Source organism: Enterobacter sp. K16B, assembly GCF_020216105.1.
Classification (GTDB): Bacteria; Pseudomonadota; Gammaproteobacteria; order Enterobacterales; family Enterobacteriaceae; genus Enterobacter; species Enterobacter sichuanensis.
Map to the genome: position 1 here is coordinate 1 of NZ_JAIWJZ010000062.1, position 16227 is coordinate 16227.

Annotated in this window: 25 protein-coding genes; 6 read left to right on the forward strand and 19 right to left on the reverse strand. The window is 51.5% G+C overall.

The genetic code is table 11. The features are described 5' to 3' along the window. Positions 1-218 precede the first annotated feature (218 nt). Complete coding sequence (locus tag LDK53_RS12870; protein ID WP_126801679.1) at positions 219-773, forward strand: gamma carbonic anhydrase family protein; 555 nt, start codon at positions 219-221, stop codon at positions 771-773. On the opposite strand, the gene LDK53_RS12875 is transcribed toward LDK53_RS12870, so the two are convergent. Genes LDK53_RS12875 through dprA form a run of 6 tightly spaced genes read right to left on the reverse strand, consistent with a single transcriptional unit; the run spans position 749 to position 4532 of the window. Continuing rightward, positions 749-997: a DUF1488 domain-containing protein gene (locus tag LDK53_RS12875; protein WP_025759198.1), complete on the reverse strand. Its 249-nt coding sequence runs from the start codon at positions 995-997 to the stop codon at positions 749-751. The genes LDK53_RS12870 and LDK53_RS12875 overlap by 25 nt on opposite strands. Continuing rightward, positions 994-1812, reverse strand: a complete 819-nt coding sequence (gene aroE / locus LDK53_RS12880; RefSeq protein ID WP_225287340.1) for a shikimate dehydrogenase — start codon at positions 1810-1812, stop codon at positions 994-996. Before aroE ends, LDK53_RS12875 begins: the two co-directional genes overlap by 4 nt. 4 nt (positions 1813-1816) lie before the next feature. After that, the gene (tsaC, locus tag LDK53_RS12885) at positions 1817-2389 is read right to left on the reverse strand and encodes an L-threonylcarbamoyladenylate synthase type 1 TsaC (RefSeq protein WP_225287341.1); all 573 of its coding nucleotides are present in this window, start codon (positions 2387-2389) and stop codon (positions 1817-1819) included. After that, positions 2382-2936 (reverse strand): type I DNA topoisomerase, encoded by a 555-nt coding sequence (locus LDK53_RS12890; RefSeq protein WP_095442121.1) that lies wholly within the window; start codon positions 2934-2936, stop codon positions 2382-2384. Before LDK53_RS12890 ends, tsaC begins: the two co-directional genes overlap by 8 nt. A 26-nt stretch (positions 2937-2962) precedes the next feature. Next, positions 2963-3436, reverse strand: coding sequence for a DUF494 family protein Smg (gene smg / locus LDK53_RS12895; RefSeq protein WP_008503477.1), 474 nt, complete (start codon positions 3434-3436; stop codon positions 2963-2965). After that, positions 3408-4532: a DNA-protecting protein DprA gene (gene dprA / locus LDK53_RS12900; protein ID WP_225287342.1), complete on the reverse strand. Its 1125-nt coding sequence runs from the start codon at positions 4530-4532 to the stop codon at positions 3408-3410. The genes smg and dprA overlap by 29 nt, the downstream gene beginning before the upstream one ends. 127 nt (positions 4533-4659) lie before the next feature. On the opposite strand from dprA, the gene def reads away from it, so the two are divergent. The 5 genes from def (at position 4660) to mscL (ending at position 9437) form a co-directional block, all read left to right on the forward strand. Then, positions 4660-5169, forward strand: a complete 510-nt coding sequence (gene def / locus LDK53_RS12905) for a peptide deformylase (RefSeq protein ID WP_025759205.1) — start codon at positions 4660-4662, stop codon at positions 5167-5169. Positions 5170-5194: 25 nt separating this feature from the next. After that, positions 5195-6142: a methionyl-tRNA formyltransferase gene (gene fmt / locus LDK53_RS12910; RefSeq protein WP_094919585.1), complete on the forward strand. Its 948-nt coding sequence runs from the start codon at positions 5195-5197 to the stop codon at positions 6140-6142. Between the two features lie 52 nt (positions 6143-6194). Further along, a complete protein-coding gene (gene rsmB / locus LDK53_RS12915) occupies positions 6195-7481 on the forward strand; it encodes a 16S rRNA (cytosine(967)-C(5))-methyltransferase RsmB (RefSeq protein ID WP_155031802.1) in 1287 nt (428 codons plus the stop codon). 22 nt (positions 7482-7503) lie between these two features. Beyond that, on the forward strand, positions 7504-8880 hold the full coding sequence (gene trkA / locus LDK53_RS12920) for a Trk system potassium transporter TrkA (RefSeq protein WP_025759209.1): 1377 nt from the start codon (positions 7504-7506) through the stop codon (positions 8878-8880). 146 nt (positions 8881-9026) lie between these two features. Continuing rightward, complete coding sequence (gene mscL / locus LDK53_RS12925; RefSeq protein ID WP_025759210.1) at positions 9027-9437, forward strand: large-conductance mechanosensitive channel protein MscL; 411 nt, start codon at positions 9027-9029, stop codon at positions 9435-9437. Here the strand turns inward: mscL and LDK53_RS12930 are convergent, their stop codons facing one another. The 13 genes from LDK53_RS12930 to rpsE all read right to left on the reverse strand — a co-directional run bounded on the left by LDK53_RS12930 (position 9438) and on the right by rpsE (position 16227). Then, positions 9438-9653 (reverse strand): alternative ribosome-rescue factor A, encoded by a 216-nt coding sequence (locus tag LDK53_RS12930; protein WP_047959584.1) that lies wholly within the window; start codon positions 9651-9653, stop codon positions 9438-9440. 57 nt (positions 9654-9710) lie between these two features. Continuing rightward, a complete protein-coding gene (zntR, locus tag LDK53_RS12935; protein WP_025759212.1) occupies positions 9711-10136 on the reverse strand; it encodes a Zn(2+)-responsive transcriptional regulator in 426 nt (141 codons plus the stop codon). A gap of 2 nt (positions 10137-10138) precedes the next feature. Beyond that, the gene (locus LDK53_RS12940; RefSeq protein ID WP_045286776.1) at positions 10139-10507 is read right to left on the reverse strand and encodes a DUF1992 domain-containing protein; all 369 of its coding nucleotides are present in this window, start codon (positions 10505-10507) and stop codon (positions 10139-10141) included. Between the two features lie 107 nt (positions 10508-10614). Then, complete coding sequence (gene rplQ, locus LDK53_RS12945) at positions 10615-10998, reverse strand: 50S ribosomal protein L17 (protein ID WP_001216368.1); 384 nt, start codon at positions 10996-10998, stop codon at positions 10615-10617. Between the two features lie 40 nt (positions 10999-11038). Beyond that, positions 11039-12028 (reverse strand): DNA-directed RNA polymerase subunit alpha, encoded by a 990-nt coding sequence (locus LDK53_RS12950; RefSeq protein WP_002919219.1) that lies wholly within the window; start codon positions 12026-12028, stop codon positions 11039-11041. A 25-nt stretch (positions 12029-12053) separates the two neighbouring features. Then, positions 12054-12674 (reverse strand): 30S ribosomal protein S4, encoded by a 621-nt coding sequence (gene rpsD / locus LDK53_RS12955; protein WP_004868345.1) that lies wholly within the window; start codon positions 12672-12674, stop codon positions 12054-12056. A gap of 32 nt (positions 12675-12706) precedes the next feature. Then, on the reverse strand, positions 12707-13096 hold the full coding sequence (rpsK, locus tag LDK53_RS12960) for a 30S ribosomal protein S11 (RefSeq protein WP_003863312.1): 390 nt from the start codon (positions 13094-13096) through the stop codon (positions 12707-12709). Between the two features lie 16 nt (positions 13097-13112). Then, entirely contained in the window at positions 13113-13469 is a 357-nt protein-coding gene (gene rpsM / locus LDK53_RS12965; protein WP_008503488.1) for a 30S ribosomal protein S13, read from the reverse strand. Positions 13470-13615: 146 nt separating this feature from the next. Next, entirely contained in the window at positions 13616-13732 is a 117-nt protein-coding gene (rpmJ, locus tag LDK53_RS12970; protein WP_000868187.1) for a 50S ribosomal protein L36, read from the reverse strand. Between the two features lie 31 nt (positions 13733-13763). Continuing rightward, positions 13764-15095 (reverse strand): preprotein translocase subunit SecY, encoded by a 1332-nt coding sequence (gene secY / locus LDK53_RS12975; RefSeq protein ID WP_003863305.1) that lies wholly within the window; start codon positions 15093-15095, stop codon positions 13764-13766. A gap of 7 nt (positions 15096-15102) precedes the next feature. Further along, positions 15103-15537, reverse strand: coding sequence for a 50S ribosomal protein L15 (gene rplO / locus LDK53_RS12980; protein WP_003863304.1), 435 nt, complete (start codon positions 15535-15537; stop codon positions 15103-15105). A gap of 3 nt (positions 15538-15540) precedes the next feature. Continuing rightward, positions 15541-15720: a 50S ribosomal protein L30 gene (rpmD, locus tag LDK53_RS12985; RefSeq protein WP_003863301.1), complete on the reverse strand. Its 180-nt coding sequence runs from the start codon at positions 15718-15720 to the stop codon at positions 15541-15543. A gap of 6 nt (positions 15721-15726) precedes the next feature. Next, the gene (gene rpsE / locus LDK53_RS12990; RefSeq protein ID WP_003863299.1) at positions 15727-16227 is read right to left on the reverse strand and encodes a 30S ribosomal protein S5; all 501 of its coding nucleotides are present in this window, start codon (positions 16225-16227) and stop codon (positions 15727-15729) included.

The window sequence follows — 16227 nt, forward strand, 5'->3', positions numbered from 1 at the left end:
TGTGAAGTGATTCACATCCGCCGTGTCGATGGAGGCGCATTATAGGGATCCCAATTTTTAGCACAAGTGTTTTTTAGATCTTTTTTTTCGACTGCTGATTTTCCGTGCTTTTCGCTGAAATCCCGCCCGATTTGTTTAAATATTGACGCATTTTGCCTTGTCTCGATCCCATAATATGATCACCGTATTGTGTATAGCGCTCATCCTTAGAGGTAGATATGCCTGCAGTATTACGTCCTTATAAAGATCTGTTCCCCCAAAAAGGCGATCGCGTGATGATCGACGCCAGCAGCGTGGTCATTGGTGATGTCCGAATGGCCGACGACGTCAGCATCTGGCCGCTTGTCGCCATCAGGGGAGATGTTAACTATGTGTCTATTGGCGCCCGTACCAATATTCAGGACGGTAGCGTTCTGCATGTCACGCACAAATCCTCTTATAACCCGGAAGGCAATCCACTCATCATTGGCGAAGATGTTACCGTCGGCCATAAAGTGATGCTTCACGGCTGCACTGTCGGAAATCGAGTGCTTGTTGGCATGGGATCGATTCTGCTGGATGGCGTCATAGTAGAAGATGACGTCATGATTGGTGCCGGTAGCCTTGTCCCGCAGAACAAACGACTGGAGAGCGGCTATCTCTATCTGGGAAGCCCGGTAAAACAGATCCGCCCCCTCACGGAGGCAGAGCTCGAAGGATTAAGATACTCCGCGAACAACTACGTAAAATGGAAGAATGATTACCTGAATCAGGACAACCAAACCCAGCCCTGATCGTCTTCCTGCTGTTCGCGGATTAAATCGCTGGCTTCCTCTTCCAGATCCCAGCGATTTTCACAAAATACGGCTATCGGGTCCGAACCGCCAAAACGACGCAACAGCGTATCCCCCAAAATGGCGCAGGTAAGTTGCATCCCCTGCACCAGCACCGGGAAACAGACCGCTTGTTTACCCTCATCCCAGAACTCCCGGTCCGGAAAGTGAATAGCCTGATTCACGCCGATAACTCCTGCTTTAGCTTTTCAATAACCGGCTCAACTGCAGGCAACACGCCATGCCAGAGCAGCACCGCATGCGCGGCCTGACCCACCAGCATTCCCAGCCCATCGGCGATATGCTTCGCGCCGTGTTGTTCACACCAGTTCAGGAAAGGCGTCTTCCCTTTCTGATAGAACATGTCATAGAAGTACATATGCGCGTTTACCAGCGAAGCGGGGATGGCCGGGATCTCGCCGTTGATACCGCTGGAGGTGGCATTGATAATAAGATCGAACTCACGATCGGCAAGATCGTCAAGCGCTACCGCACTCACGCTACCGGTATGTGCAAACAATGCCGCCAGCGCTTCTGCCCGGGAAAAGGTCCTGTTGGTAATGGTCACCGCACAGTCCAGGGAAAGCAGAGGCAACAGGACTCCCCGCGATGCGCCCCCCGCACCAATCAGCAGGATCCGAAATCCGGGCTTGATAAACGAGAGTCTTTCCAGATCGCTAAGTAAACCAATTCCGTCAGTGTTATCACCCAGAAGGCGCCCATCCTCAAGCCGTTTCAGGGTATTTACTGCCCCAGCAAGTGAAGCGCGCTCGGTCAGCTCATCCGCACGTTCGAAGGCTTCCTCTTTAAAAGGAACGGTCACATTCGCGCCTTTACCGCCCGCGCCGAAAAAAGCCTCCAGTGTTGGAATAAATGTATCAACCGGGGCCAGTACGCGGCCATAGGGATGATCAATCTGCAACTGCTCCGCAAATTGCTGATGGATCCACGGCGACTTACTGTGTGCAATTGGATTACCAAAAACAGCATAGGTTTCCATGAGATTACCCCTGGCGAAAACGTTCGCCGGTCAAAGCGTCACGAATTTCGGACGGATTCAGGCGCCCTCCCGTTTCACCGACAGCAACAGGGAAGTCATTTCCGAACTGCGCCAGTACTTCTTCGGTTGTCCGACAGGGTGGCAACCCGGTCAGGTTGGCGCTGGTTGAAACCAGCGGTTTACCAAATGCCAGGCAAAGCTCTACCACCAGCGGATGATCAGTGACGCGGACGGCGAGGGAATCAAAGCGTCCGGTTAACCAGCGCGGCGTTGTCGGCTGCGCCGGGAAGACAAAGGTCACTGGCCCAGGCCACGCGGAGAAGATCGTCTCGCGCTGCGCCGGCGTCAGCATAGAGTCATCGATATAGGGTTTAAGCTGCTCAAAATTCGCAGCGATTAAAATCAGCCCTTTCTCGACGGGTCTTTGTTTTAAGGTAAGCAGGCGGCTTACAGCCGTCTCGCTGTCGGGATCGCAACCGACCCCAAAAACAGCTTCAGTTGGATAGGCGATGACGTCTTCGTTTTTCAGGACATCCACCATATGCGCAATGGAGCCTGATTGCAGGTTATTATTCACTGTTTTTATCCGCCGAAACCGGCTTTCCACATTGTTTACTGGCGCAGAAGCGTTTCATACCTTGCGCCGTTTTCTTCTCGATAAGTAGCGGATAATTGCAATATGTGCAGATGCCCGCTACCGGTTTGAAATTGATAACGAACTGGCATTCAGGGTAGCGATCACAGGAATGGAAGGTCTTCCCAAAGCGAGAACGACGTTGTACCAGTTGTCCGCGCTGGCATTGAGGACAGGCAATAGCCGTTTCATCCGGCTTATCAATTTGCTCTGTATGTTCACATTCCGGATAACGGCTACATCCAATAAACATGCCGAAACGCCCCTGACGGAGCGCAAGTTCGCCGCCGCAGAGAGGGCAAAGCTGACCCTCCAGAATTTTAACGATATGTCCATCCGCCTGGCTTTTCAGAGGACGAACATAATCACATTCCGGATAGTGGGAACAACCGAGAAACGGGCCGTGTTTCCCGGACCGAATAACAAGTTCAGCCCCGCACTGCGGGCAGGGCTCATTTTTATGCACCGTGAACAGTGCTGATTTGGCCATAACAACTCTTGGTGCTGCGCATTGAATTAGTGCAGCATACCTTCATTCACTTCAAAGAGTAATTCTTCCATTTGCTGATAGGCATTTTCACAGCCCGGGATATTAAACAGAACCATCAGGATCACCCACTTGAGATCTTCCAGTTCAAATTCTGCCGTATCCAGCGCCATGACGCGCTCTATCACCATTTCTCTCGTTTCGAGGTTTAGCACCTGAATCTGCTCAAGGAATAAAATGAACCCCCGGCAGCTGGCGTCCAGCCTTTCACACTCTTCAGCGGTATAGATGCGTACGGACAGTGGGTCAGAAGCAAGCTGCATCGGTTCGGCAAGACCTTCCTGATAATCAGCCAGTTTTTCCAGCCACATCAACGCATTATAGATGTCTTCCCGCTCAAACCCCGCATCGGTAAGATCCTGTGTCAACTTGTCCTGATCCACTCGCATTTCTGCTTCGTTATGGATGTAAGTCTCAAACAAATACATCAGTACGTCGAACATGGCATGCCCTCCTTAATCGGACATAGCCGCCGGGTACAGCTGCGATCCACCCTGCTAACTCCAGTTCGAGTAGCTGTGCTACCGTTACTGGCACAGGTTGGCCGGCACGTTCAGCGACAACGTCAACAGGTGTTACCTCATCTCCTACGTTAGCCAGGAGCTTGGGAAATGGCAATGCCACCTTTCCCTGATCTGATGAATAATGTCGCTTTTCGGGATCTTCCTGCAGCCATTGCAAGCCATATTGCAAATTTTCAAGAATGTCCCCTACTTCCGTTACCGGTGTTGCCCCTTGTTTAATCAGCCAGTGTGGCCCTTCACAGCCGGGGTTACCTATCGGGCCGGGCAAGGCAAAAACCTCCCTTCCCTGTTCAAGCGCGCACCGTGCCGTCACCAGCGACCCGCTGCGGCGTGCCGCTTCAACCACCAGCACGCCCTGACTCAGCCCGCTGATAATCCGATTACGACGCGGAAAGTTTGCCGGTCTGGGCTGCGCCGAAAGGGGAAATTCAGAGACAATCGCGCCGTCAGATTCGATAAGCCGCATCGCCAGTGCCTGATGCCGGCGCGGATAAATGCTAAAAAGACCGTTTCCCAGCACGGCGACGCTTCGGCCTTTTACTGACAGGGCTGCGCTGTGGGCAACGCCGTCAATCCCGCAGGCCAGCCCGCTGGTGATCGTGAGCCCGCTTTGTGAAAGTTGTTCGCACAGGATTTTCCCCCATCGCTCGCCGTACCATGACGGTGCACGGCTCCCGACGACCGCCAGCTGCACAGTATTAAGCGTCTCGGGATTGCCTTTCACGAATAGCGCCCCGGGATAATCAGGGATCGCGCGGAGCAAAGGGGGATAAAGTGGATGACTGGCCGTCAATAAATGATGTCCCGGCTGCTCAAGCCACCTCAGGCTACGCTCCAGCTCACTCTCCTCTGGCGCAAAGAACCGTTCAGCCTGCCGGGCTGACAGCCCGGCCTTTCTGACAACGAGCGTATCGATCCTCTCCTGCTGCTGCAGTTGTGAAGCCGCTTCAAGCATGACATCGCCATACAGAGAAGCTGTGTGTATTAGCCGTAGCCATATTTCAGTAGACGTCATCCTTTCCCCTGCCATAAGCGGCCTGCGCAATCATTGCGATTGGTCACTGATGCTGTCAATCGATGGGGGATTTGTCTAGAATAGAGAGAGTATTCTTATCAACTCCTGAACACGACTCTGGAAATTTATGGCAGTTTTGCAAGTGTTACATATTCCGGACGAGCGCCTTCGCATCGTCGCTGAACCGGTCAAAGAAGTGAATGCAGAAATCCAGCGTATCGTTGATGATATGTTCGATACCATGTACGCCGAAGAAGGCATTGGTCTGGCGGCAACGCAGGTGAACATTCACAAGCGTATTATCGTGATCGACGTTTCTGAGAATCGCGATGGTCGTCTGGTGCTGATCAACCCAGAGCTGCTTGAAAAGAGCGGCGAGACAGGTATTGAGGAAGGTTGTCTGTCCATTCCCGAACAGCGTGCTTTAGTTCCTCGAGCCGAAAAAGTAAAAATTCGCGCACTGGATCGCGATGGCAATCCGTTCGAACTGGAAGCAGACGATCTGCTGGCGATTTGTATTCAGCATGAGATGGATCACCTGGTCGGTAAACTGTTTATCGATTACCTCTCGCCGCTGAAACAGCAGCGTATTCGTCAGAAAGTAGAGAAACTGGATCGTTTGCGCTCTCGCGCATAACATCCCCCCGGATACAAGGATCACCGTGTCTAAAACACTACGCATTATCTTCGCGGGAACCCCTGACTTTGCAGCGCGTCATCTTGACGCGCTGTTATCTTCTGGTCACCAGATTGTTGGCGTCTTTACCCAGCCGGACCGTCCGGCAGGTCGCGGTAAAAAACTGATGCCGAGCCCGGTAAAGGTGCTGGCAGAAGAGCACGGGCTTCCCGTTTTCCAGCCCGCATCGTTACGTCCACAGGAAAATCAGCAGCTTGTTGCTGACCTGAATGCCGACGTGATGGTGGTGGTGGCTTACGGTTTAATTCTGCCAAAAGCTGTGCTTGATATGCCTCGCCTGGGTTGCATCAACGTGCATGGTTCCCTGCTCCCGCGCTGGCGTGGTGCTGCACCTATCCAGCGCGCTCTGTGGGCGGGTGATGCTGAAACGGGCGTCACCATCATGAAGATGGATGTAGGTTTAGACACTGGCGATATGCTGTATAAACTGGCCTGCCCTATTACGGCAGACGATACCAGCGGCACGCTGTACGACAAACTGGCAGAGCTCGGTCCGCAAGGCCTTATCGAGACGCTCCAGCAGCTTGCTGACACCACGGCAAAACCGGAAGTTCAGGATGAGGCGCAGGTGACGTATGCCGAAAAGCTGAGCAAAGAAGAAGCACGGCTCGACTGGTCGCTCTCTGCCGCTCAACTTGAACGCTGCATTCGCGCTTTTAATCCGTGGCCGATGAGCTGGATGGAGATTGATGGGCAGCCGGTAAAAGTCTGGAAAGCTTCCGTCATTAGCGGTGATACCACCGCTGAACCCGGTACGATTATTGATGCCAGCAAGAACGGTATCCAGGTGGCGACTGCGCAAGGGATCCTGAATCTTGAATCGCTACAGCCGGCCGGTAAGAAAGCCATGAGCGCTCAGGATCTGTTAAATTCACGTCGCGAATGGTTTATTCCGGGCAATCGCCTTGCCTGAACAAACTTCTTCTTAAGGCCCGGTGTTTCCGGGCATTTTTATTTCTACGGTTATGAAAAAACAAAATCTACGCAGTATGGCGGCTCAGGCCGTTGAGCAGGTTATCGAGCAGGGCCAGTCATTGAGTAATGTCCTGCCTCCACTGCAACAAAAAGTCTCTGATAAAGACAAAGCTCTGCTTCAGGAGCTCTGCTTTGGCGTCCTGCGCACACTCTCTCAACTTGAGTGGTTGATTAATAAGCTGATGTCACGCCCAATGACAGGCAAACAGCGTACCGTACATTATTTGATTATGGTGGGCTTTTATCAGCTCCTTCATACCCGTATCCCACCTCATGCCGCGCTGGCAGAGACGGTGGAAGGTGCCGTTACAATTAAACGTCCTCAGCTGAAAGGGCTGATCAACGGCGTACTGCGTCAGTTCCAGCGACAGCAGGACGAACTGCTGGCGGAATTTGCGCAGAGCGAAACGCGTTTCCTGCACCCGGAATGGCTGCTGAAACGCCTGAAAAAAGCCTGGCCACAACAGTGGCAAAATATTGTCGAAGCCAATAATGAACGTCCGCCGATGTGGCTACGCGTGAATCGTAACCATCATTCTCGCGATGCCTGGCTGGCTTTGCTGGAAGAGGCAGGGATGAGCGGCTTTACCCATGATGCTTATCCTGATGCGGTGCGTTTAGCGTCCCCTGCTCCGGTACATGCATTACCCGGCTTTGATAAGGGCTGGGTAACGGTACAGGATGCCTCAGCTCAGGGCTGCATGACCTGGCTTGAACCCAAAAATGGTGAGCAGATCCTCGATTTGTGCGCTGCACCTGGGGGCAAAACGACGCATATTCTTGAAGTGGCTCCGCAGGCCAGCGTCATGGCGGTAGATGTTGATGAACAGCGTCTTTCACGCGTCTATGACAACCTTAAGCGTCTGGGCATAAAGGCACAGGTTAAGCAAGGCGATGGACGTAAACCGGCAGAATGGTGTGGTGAAACACAATTCGATCGCATTTTACTGGATGCCCCCTGCTCTGCGACCGGCGTAATTCGTCGTCATCCGGACATCAAGTGGTTACGCCGCGACCGAGACATCAAGGAACTTGCCCAGCTGCAGTCCGATATTCTCGACGCCATCTGGCCGCATCTTAAACCTGGCGGTACGCTGGTGTATGCAACCTGCTCGATACTTCCGGAAGAAAACAGTCAGCAAATCGCGGCTTTCCTCAAACGTACCCCGGACGCGGCACTGCGCGATACGGGAACATCTGAATCTCCGGGTCAGCAGAACCTGCCAGGTGCAGAAGAGGGTGATGGCTTCTTTTACGCTAAGCTAATCAAAGAGTGATGTTGAGAACAGGTCACGGGATATGAAGATTATCATTCTGGGTGCAGGACAGGTTGGCGGGACGCTGGCAGAAAATCTGGTTGGCGAAAATAATGACATCACCATTGTTGATACCAATGGCGATCGCTTGCGCGTTTTACAGGACAAATTTGACCTGCGTGTTGTGCAGGGACATGGTTCGCACCCGCGCGTGCTTCGTGAGGCGGGTGCCGACGATGCCGACATGCTGGTTGCGGTGACCAGTTCTGACGAAACCAATATGGTGGCCTGTCAGGTGGCCTACTCACTTTTCAACACGCCAAACCGAATCGCGCGTATCCGCTCTCCGGACTATGTTCGCGATGCGGAAAAACTGTTTAATTCAGAAGCGGTCCCTATTGATCATCTTATCGCGCCAGAACAGCTGGTCATCGACAATATCTATCGTCTGATCGAATATCCAGGCGCTCTGCAGGTGGTCAACTTTGCCGAAGGTAAAGTGAGTCTGGCAGTCGTCAAGGCCTATTACGGTGGGCCACTGATCGGTAATGCGCTTTCCACCATGCGCGAGCATATGCCGCATATCGATACGCGCGTAGCGGCCATCTTCCGCCACGACAGACCTATTCGCCCGCAAGGCTCAACAATTGTCGAAGCAGGTGATGAGGTCTTCTTTATTGCAGCCTCACAGCATATTCGTGCGGTGATGAGTGAGCTTCAGCGGCTGGAAAAACCCTATAAACGCATTATGCTGGTCGGCGGTGGCAATATCGGTGCTGGTCTGGCACATCGACTGGAAAAAGATTACAGCGTTAAGTTGATCGAGCGCGATCAACAGCGTGCTGCTGAACTGGCGGAAAAACTGCAAAATACGATCGTATTTTATGGCGATGCGTCAGATCAGGAGTTGCTGGCTGAAGAGCATATTGATCAAGTTGATCTCTTTATTGCTGTCACCAACGACGACGAGGCGAATATTATGTCCGCCATGCTCGCCAAACGTATGGGTGCCAAAAAGGTCATGGTGCTAATCCAGCGCCGGGCATATGTTGATCTGGTTCAGGGAAGTGTGATTGATATTGCTATTTCTCCTCAGCAGGCGACAATTTCCGCCCTCCTGAGCCATGTTCGTAAAGCGGATATTGTCGGTGTGTCATCGCTTCGTCGCGGCGTAGCGGAAGCCATTGAAGCGGTCGCACACGGAGATGAAACCACATCTCGCGTCGTGGGCCGTTCGATCGACGAAATTAAGCTACCACCAGGCACTATTATCGGCGCCGTTGTGCGCGGGAATGATGTCATGATTGCCAATGATAATTTACGTATTGAGCAAGGCGATCATGTGATTATGTTCCTGACCGATAAAAAGTTTATTACCGACGTCGAACGTTTGTTCCAGCCAAGTCCATTCTTCCTCTAATGTGTCGGGTGCGCGAAAAAGCGCACCCGCACTTTATCCTCTTCATTTTTGTGCCTTTTATTTTTCATAGCGTTTAATTATCCCGAATGGCAATTAGCTAATCATTTGTTAAACTTATAGTCGTCAGCTGGCACAAGGAGAATAAAATGAGTTTTATTAAAGAATTCCGCGAATTTGCAATGCGCGGGAACGTGGTGGATTTGGCAGTGGGTGTCATTATTGGTGCAGCATTCGGCAAGATTGTTTCATCATTAGTCGCCGACATTATCATGCCACCTTTAGGGTTGTTAATCGGGGGCATTGATTTCAAACAATTCGCTTTCACGCTGCGTGAAGCACAAGGTGATGTTCCGGCAGTCGTGATGCACTACGGCGTATTTATTCAGAACGTATTTGATTTTGTGATCGTCGCATTTGCCATTTTTATGGCTATAAAACTGATCAACAAACTCAACCGTAAGAAAGAAGAGCCGGCAGCAGCGCCTGCACCAACGAAAGAAGAAGTGCTGCTGAGCGAGATTCGCGATCTGTTAAAAGAGCAGAACAACCGCGTTTAATCAACAGTTTAAAGCGGGAAGGCCAGTGGTAAAGAAGCGATTCGCTTGTTTGCCACTGGCCTCCCAGTTACCCCGTTTTGCATGTTTATCTTTGCGCAGATAACTTCCTTTCCCTTTTTTATTCTTCTCAACGCGCTGTCTGAATAACGGGTCGTGAAGTAACGCCTCAATGGCATTGTCCTTAATTTGTCCTTTCGTGTGCTGATAGCGGCTCATAATTTCTCCTGAGCATGGTGTATGACGACGGGAGTCTAGACCCGGATGGACTAAAAATCAACAGCCCTCAGTTTCTCCACTGGCCCCCTGTTCAAGGGCTTCAAGAATTGAACAATAAATACTGCTGTGGGCCGTACCGCAGCAGGCATCATTCAGCCTCTGCAGAGAACGCTGCATGGTTTGCAGCTCCTGAATGCGCGCTTCAACTTCATCCAGCCGGGCCTGCACAATACTTTTAGATTCCTGACAGGTGTGATGTTCGGGATCGATGCGGATCGATAATAACTCCCGGATCGCGTCCAGCGTAAATCCGAGCTGACGCGCATAACGAATGAACCGCAGACGCTGAAGATCGTTATCGGTGTAAAGGCGAAAGCCACCTTCAGTCCGAACTTCATGATCGATCATCTGCTGCTTTTCATAATACCGGATAGTATCCGGCGTGACGTTCGCGAGCTTCGCAAGTTCACCAATGCGGTACATAGCTACTCCTCGTTTATTTTCTGCATCAATCTTTCACAGTATTCACCGCGCAGAAAATCTGTATTCATCCCTGCCTGGCGCAGCTTGAGTTCAAGCAGCGCGAGCCTGCGGCTAAGCTCAGCGTGTCGAGGATCGTCCTGATGGATCCCTTTGAGGAGATCGACCATTTCGACAGCCTCTCTGCGTTGTTCAAGCTCCGGAGGAAGACAACCTGCATTTTTCAGTAACCGATATCCGGCCCGTAGTTCCGGGGCAATATGCGAATCATCATCCAGCACAAGCGGTTCGCCGCTTCCCGGAAGATCGTCGAATTCGCCTTTCTTTTGGGCATCGCAAATATGGCGTTCTGCCCACTGGTCAAGCAACCACATTATCAGCTCCAGGAGATGAACAGAATTAATACAAACATTGTAGAGAAGTGGGGGTATCGCGGATATAAAAAAACCCGCCGGAGCGGGTTTTTTTACGTTACTGCAGATTACTCTGCAGCAGCTTCTGCTTTCTCTGAACGATCAACCAGCTCGATGTAAGCCATCGGCGCGTTGTCGCCTGCACGGAAACCACACTTCAGAATACGAGTGTAACCACCGGCACGGCTCGCGAAACGCGGGCCCAGCTCGTTAAACAGTTTTGCCACGATCTCGTTATCACGAGTGCGGGCGAATGCCAGACGACGATTAGCAACGCTGTCAGTCTTGGCAAGAGTAATCAGCGGCTCAACTACGCGACGCAGCTCTTTCGCTTTAGGCAGGGTCGTCTTGATGATTTCATGACGAACCAGTGAACCTGCCATGTTGCGGAACATAGCCTGGCGATGGCTGCTGTTGCGGTTCAGTTGACGACCACTCTTACGATGGCGCATGACCTTATCCTTCTCAGTAAAACCTTAACCTGTGATCCGGTTACTCGTCAGCAATGCTTGCCGGTGGCCAGTTTTCCAGGCGCATGCCCAGAGACAGACCACGTGAAGCCAGCACGTCTTTAATCTCGGTAAGAGATTTTTTACCCAGGTTCGGCGTTTTCAGCAACTCAACCTCGGTACGCTGTACCAGATCACCGATATAGTGGATAGCTTCTGCCTTGAGGCAGTTAGCAGAGCGGACAGTCAATTCGAGATCGTCAACAGGGCGCAGCAGGATCGGATCGAATTCTGGTTTCTCTTCTTTCACTTCCGGCTGACGAACATCACGTAAGTCAACGAAAGCTTCCAGTTGTTCTGCCAGGATGGTTGCCGCACGACGAATCGCCTCTTCAGGATCGATTGTGCCGTTGGTTTCCATTTCGATGACCAGCTTGTCCAGGTCGGTACGCTGTTCTACACGCGCTGCTTCAACATTGTAGGCAATACGCTCTACAGGGCTGTAGCATGCGTCGACCAGCAGACGGCCGATTGGGCGCTCATCTTCTTCCGAATGAATTCGGGCAGAAGCCGGCACATAACCACGACCGCGCTGAACTTTGATACGCATGCTAATAGCTGCGTTCTCATCGGTCAGGTGGCAGATCACGTGCTGCGGCTTGACGATTTCAACATCACCGTCGTGGGTGATGTCGGCTGCAGTCACAGGGCCAATGCCAGATTTATTCAGAGTAAGAATAACTTCATCTTTACCCTGAACTCTCACCGCCAGCCCTTTCAGGTTGAGCAGGATTTCAAGGATATCTTCCTGAACGCCTTCTTTGGTGCTGTACTCATGAAGTACACCATCAATCTCAACCTCGGTCACCGCGCAACCCGGCATCGATGAGAGCAGAATACGGCGCAGTGCGTTACCCAGAGTATGGCCAAAGCCACGCTCTAAAGGCTCAAGGGTCACCTTGGCGTGCGTCGAACTCACTTGCTCGATATCTACCAGGCGCGGTTTTAGAAACTCTGTCACAGAACCCTGCATTGTGTCCTCTCTTTGGTACTAAGCTTTACTTGGAGTAAAGCTCGACGATCAGGTGTTCGTTAATGTCCGCAGACAGATCAGAACGTTCTGGCTGACGCTTGAACGTACCTTCCATCTTGCCAGCATCAACTTCCAGCCAGGTTGGCTTTTCACGCTGCTCAGCCAGCTCCAGAGCGGCCTTCACGCGAGATTGCTTTTTCGCTTTCTCACGAATGCTAACAACGTCATTCGCTTTAACCTGATAAGAAGCGATGTTAACAACACGACCGTTTACCATGATTGCTTTGTGGCTAACCAGCTGACGTGATTCAGCACGAGTAGCGCCGAAGCCCATACGGTATACAACGTTGTCCAGACGACCTTCCAGCAGAGCCAGCAGGTTTTCACCTGTGTTGCCTTTCAGACGTGCTGCTTCTTTATAGTAGTTACGGAACTGACGCTCCAGCACACCGTACATACGGCGAACTTTTTGCTTTTCACGCAACTGCACACCATAGTCAGACAGACGCGGTTTACGCGCACCGTGCTGGCCAGGAGCTTGTTCAATTTTACACTTGGTATCGATCGCGCGAACGCCAGACTTAAGGAATAAGTCGGTGCCCTCACGACGGCTCAGCTTGAGCTTAGGACCCAAATATCTTGCCATTTTCTATCTCCAACTAACCTAAAAAACGAGCGTTATACGCGACGTTTTTTCGGCGGACGACAACCGTTATGAGGGATCGGAGTCACATCAGTAATATTAGTGATGCGGAAACCAGCGGCGTTCAGAGCGCGAACAGTAGATTCACGACCCGGACCCGGACCTTTAACCATAACTTCCAGATTCTTGATGCCGTATTCTTTTACGGCTTCTGCGCAACGCTCTGCTGCAACCTGAGCTGCGAACGGAGTGGATTTGCGAGAACCACGGAAACCGGAACCACCGGCTGTTGCCCAACCCAATGCGTTACCCTGACGATCAGTAATAGTAACGATGGTGTTGTTGAAAGAAGCATGGATATGAGCCACGCCGTCAGAGACTTGTTTTCTTACACGTTTACGTGCACGAACTGGTGCCTTTGCCATTATTCAATCACCCCGATTATTTCTTGATCGGTTTGCGCGGACCCTTACGGGTACGTGCGTTGGTCTTAGTACGCTGACCGCGCACTGGCAGACCACGACGATGACGCAAACCGCGATAGCAACCAAGATCCATCAGGCGCTTGATGCTCATGCTGATTTCACGGCGCAGATCACCTTCAACGACAAATTTGGCAACTTCGTCACGCAGCGTGTCGATTTGTTCTTCAGACAGCTCACTGATCTTAACATCTTCAGCGATACCCGCTGCAGCCAGAATGGCTTTAGAACGGGTCTTGCCGATGCCGTAGATCGAAGTTAATGCGATCACAGCATGTTTCTGATCAGGAATGTTAATGCCTGCTATACGGGCCACTATGCACTCCTACTATTTAATATGTACGCACCATGCTGAAAAGCCCGTTTTCAGGATACTCAAATGGAAACGTACAGACATACAAAAGATTGGCTGGCTAATCTAGCCAGCTCAACCCAACTTTGCAAGAAAAATATGCGAAATAATCAGCCTTGGCGCTGTTTATGCTTCGGCTCGGCACTGCAAATCACACGGATGACACCATCACGCTTAACGATTTTGCAGTTACGGCATAATTTCTTGACGGAAGCACGAACTTTCATTTTTACTCTCCGTAACTTCTCAGGCGACCAATTAGCGGCCGTAGCCTTTCAGGTTCGCCTTCTTCAATGCAGACTCATACTGACTGGACATCATCAGAGTTTGCACTTGAGCCATAAAGTCCATAATCACGACAACAACGATAAGCAGTGAGGTCCCACCGAAGTAGAACGGTACTTTCATTGCATCACGCATGAACTCCGGGATCAGGCAGATAAAAGTAATATAGAGCGCACCAACCAAAGTCAGGCGGGTCATTACTTTATCGATATACTTCGCCGTTTGCTCTCCCGGACGAATTCCTGGTACAAATGCACCGGACTTCTTCAGGTTATCTGCTGTTTCACGCGGGTTGAAGACCAACGCCGTGTAGAAGAAACAGAAGAAGATGATCGCAGACGCATAGAGTAACACATAAAGTGGTTGCCCAGGCTGCAAATACAGCGAAATTGTTGTCAGCCAGTTCCAACCAGTACCGCCCCCGAACCATGACGCGATGGTTGCCGGGAACAGAATAATACTGGAAGCGAAGATCGCCGGGATTACCCCCGCCATATTCACTTTCAGCGGTAAATGTGTGCTCTGTGCAGCATAGACACGACGACCTTGCTGACGTTTAGCGTAGTTCACCACAATGCGGCGTTGACCACGTTCAACGAAGACAACAAAGAACGTCACTGCAAATACTAATACTGCAACCAACAGCAACAGGAGGAAGTGCAGGTCGCCTTGACGCGCTTGCTCGATAGTATGGGCGATGGCTGGCGGGAGACCCGCGACAATACCGGCGAAGATAATGATTGAGATACCGTTACCGATACCACGCTCAGTAATCTGTTCGCCGAGCCACATCAGGAACATTGTCCCTGTGACCAGACTCACAACAGCGGTGAAATAGAATGCAAAGCCTGGGTTTAATACCAGGCCCTGCATACCAGGCATATTCGGAAGACCGGTAGCAATACCGATCGACTGGAATATTGCCAGCACCAGAGTACCGTAACGGGTGTACTGACTAATCTTACGACGTCCAGACTCCCCTTCTTTCTTCAACTCTGCCAGGGCCGGATGAACGACCGTCAGCAGCTGGATAATAATTGATGCCGAAATGTACGGCATAATACCCAGTGCAAAGATAGAAGCACGGCTGAGAGCACCACCAGAGAACATGTTGAACATTTCAATGATGGTGCCTCGCTGTTGCTCAAGCAGTTTGGCAAGTACAGCGGCATCGATACCAGGGATCGGAATAAAAGAGCCAATACGGAACACAATCAGCGCGCCGATAACAAACAGCAGTCTGCGTTTCAGCTCGCCAAATCCACCTTTGGCACTTTGAAAATCTAATCCCGGTTGCTTAGCCATCTGCTACTTATTCCTCAATTTTACCGCCAGCAGCTTCGATAGCAGCACGAGCACCTTTAGTAACACGCAGGCCACGAACAGTTACCGGAGTAGACACTTCACCAGCCAGGATCACTTTCGCGAACTCGATCTGGATACCGATAATGTTAGCTGCTTTCAGCGTGTTCAGGTCTACAACGCCGCCTTCAACTTTCGCCAGGTCAGACAGACGGATTTCCGCTGTGATCGCTGCTTTGCGAGAGGTGAAGCCGAACTTCGGCAGACGACGGTACAGTGGCATCTGGCCACCCTCGAAACCGCGACGTACGCCACCGCCAGAACGAGAGTTCTGACCTTTGTGACCACGACCACCGGTTTTGCCGAGGCCAGAACCGATACCACGACCCAGGCGTTTACCCGCCTTTTTAGAGCCTTCGGCCGGAGACAGAGTATTTAAACGCATCTCTTACTCCTCAACTTTAACCATGAAGTAAACCGCGTTGACCATACCACGAACAGCAGGAGTATCCTCGCGCTCAACGGTATGACCAATACGACGCAGACCCAGGCCAAGCAGCGTTGCCTTGTGTTTCGGCAGACGACCGATTGCACTGCGGGTTTGAGTGATTTTAATAGTCTTTGCCATGGTCAATTACCCCAGAATTTCTTCAACGGATTTACCACGCTTGGCAGCGACCATTTCTGGAGAATTCATATTTTCCAGGCCATCAATAGTTGCACGAACCACGTTGATCGGGTTGGTGGAACCATATGCTTTAGCCAGAACGTTATGAACCCCAGCAACTTCCAGAACGGCGCGCATTGCACCACCGGCGATGATACCGGTACCTTCTGAAGCTGGCTGCATGAATACACGAGAACCCGTGTGAACACCTTTTACAGGGTGCTGCAGGGTGCCGTTGTTCAGCGCGACGTTAATCATGTTGCGACGGGCTTTTTCCATCGCTTTCTGGATCGCTGCTGGAACTTCACGCGCTTTACCGTAACCAAAACCAACGCGACCGTTACCATCGCCTACTACAGTCAGAGCTGTGAAGGAGAAAATACGACCACCTTTAACGGTTTTAGATACGCGGTTTACCGCGATCAGCTTTTCCTGCAGTTCGCCAGCCTGTTTTTCGATGTGAGCCAT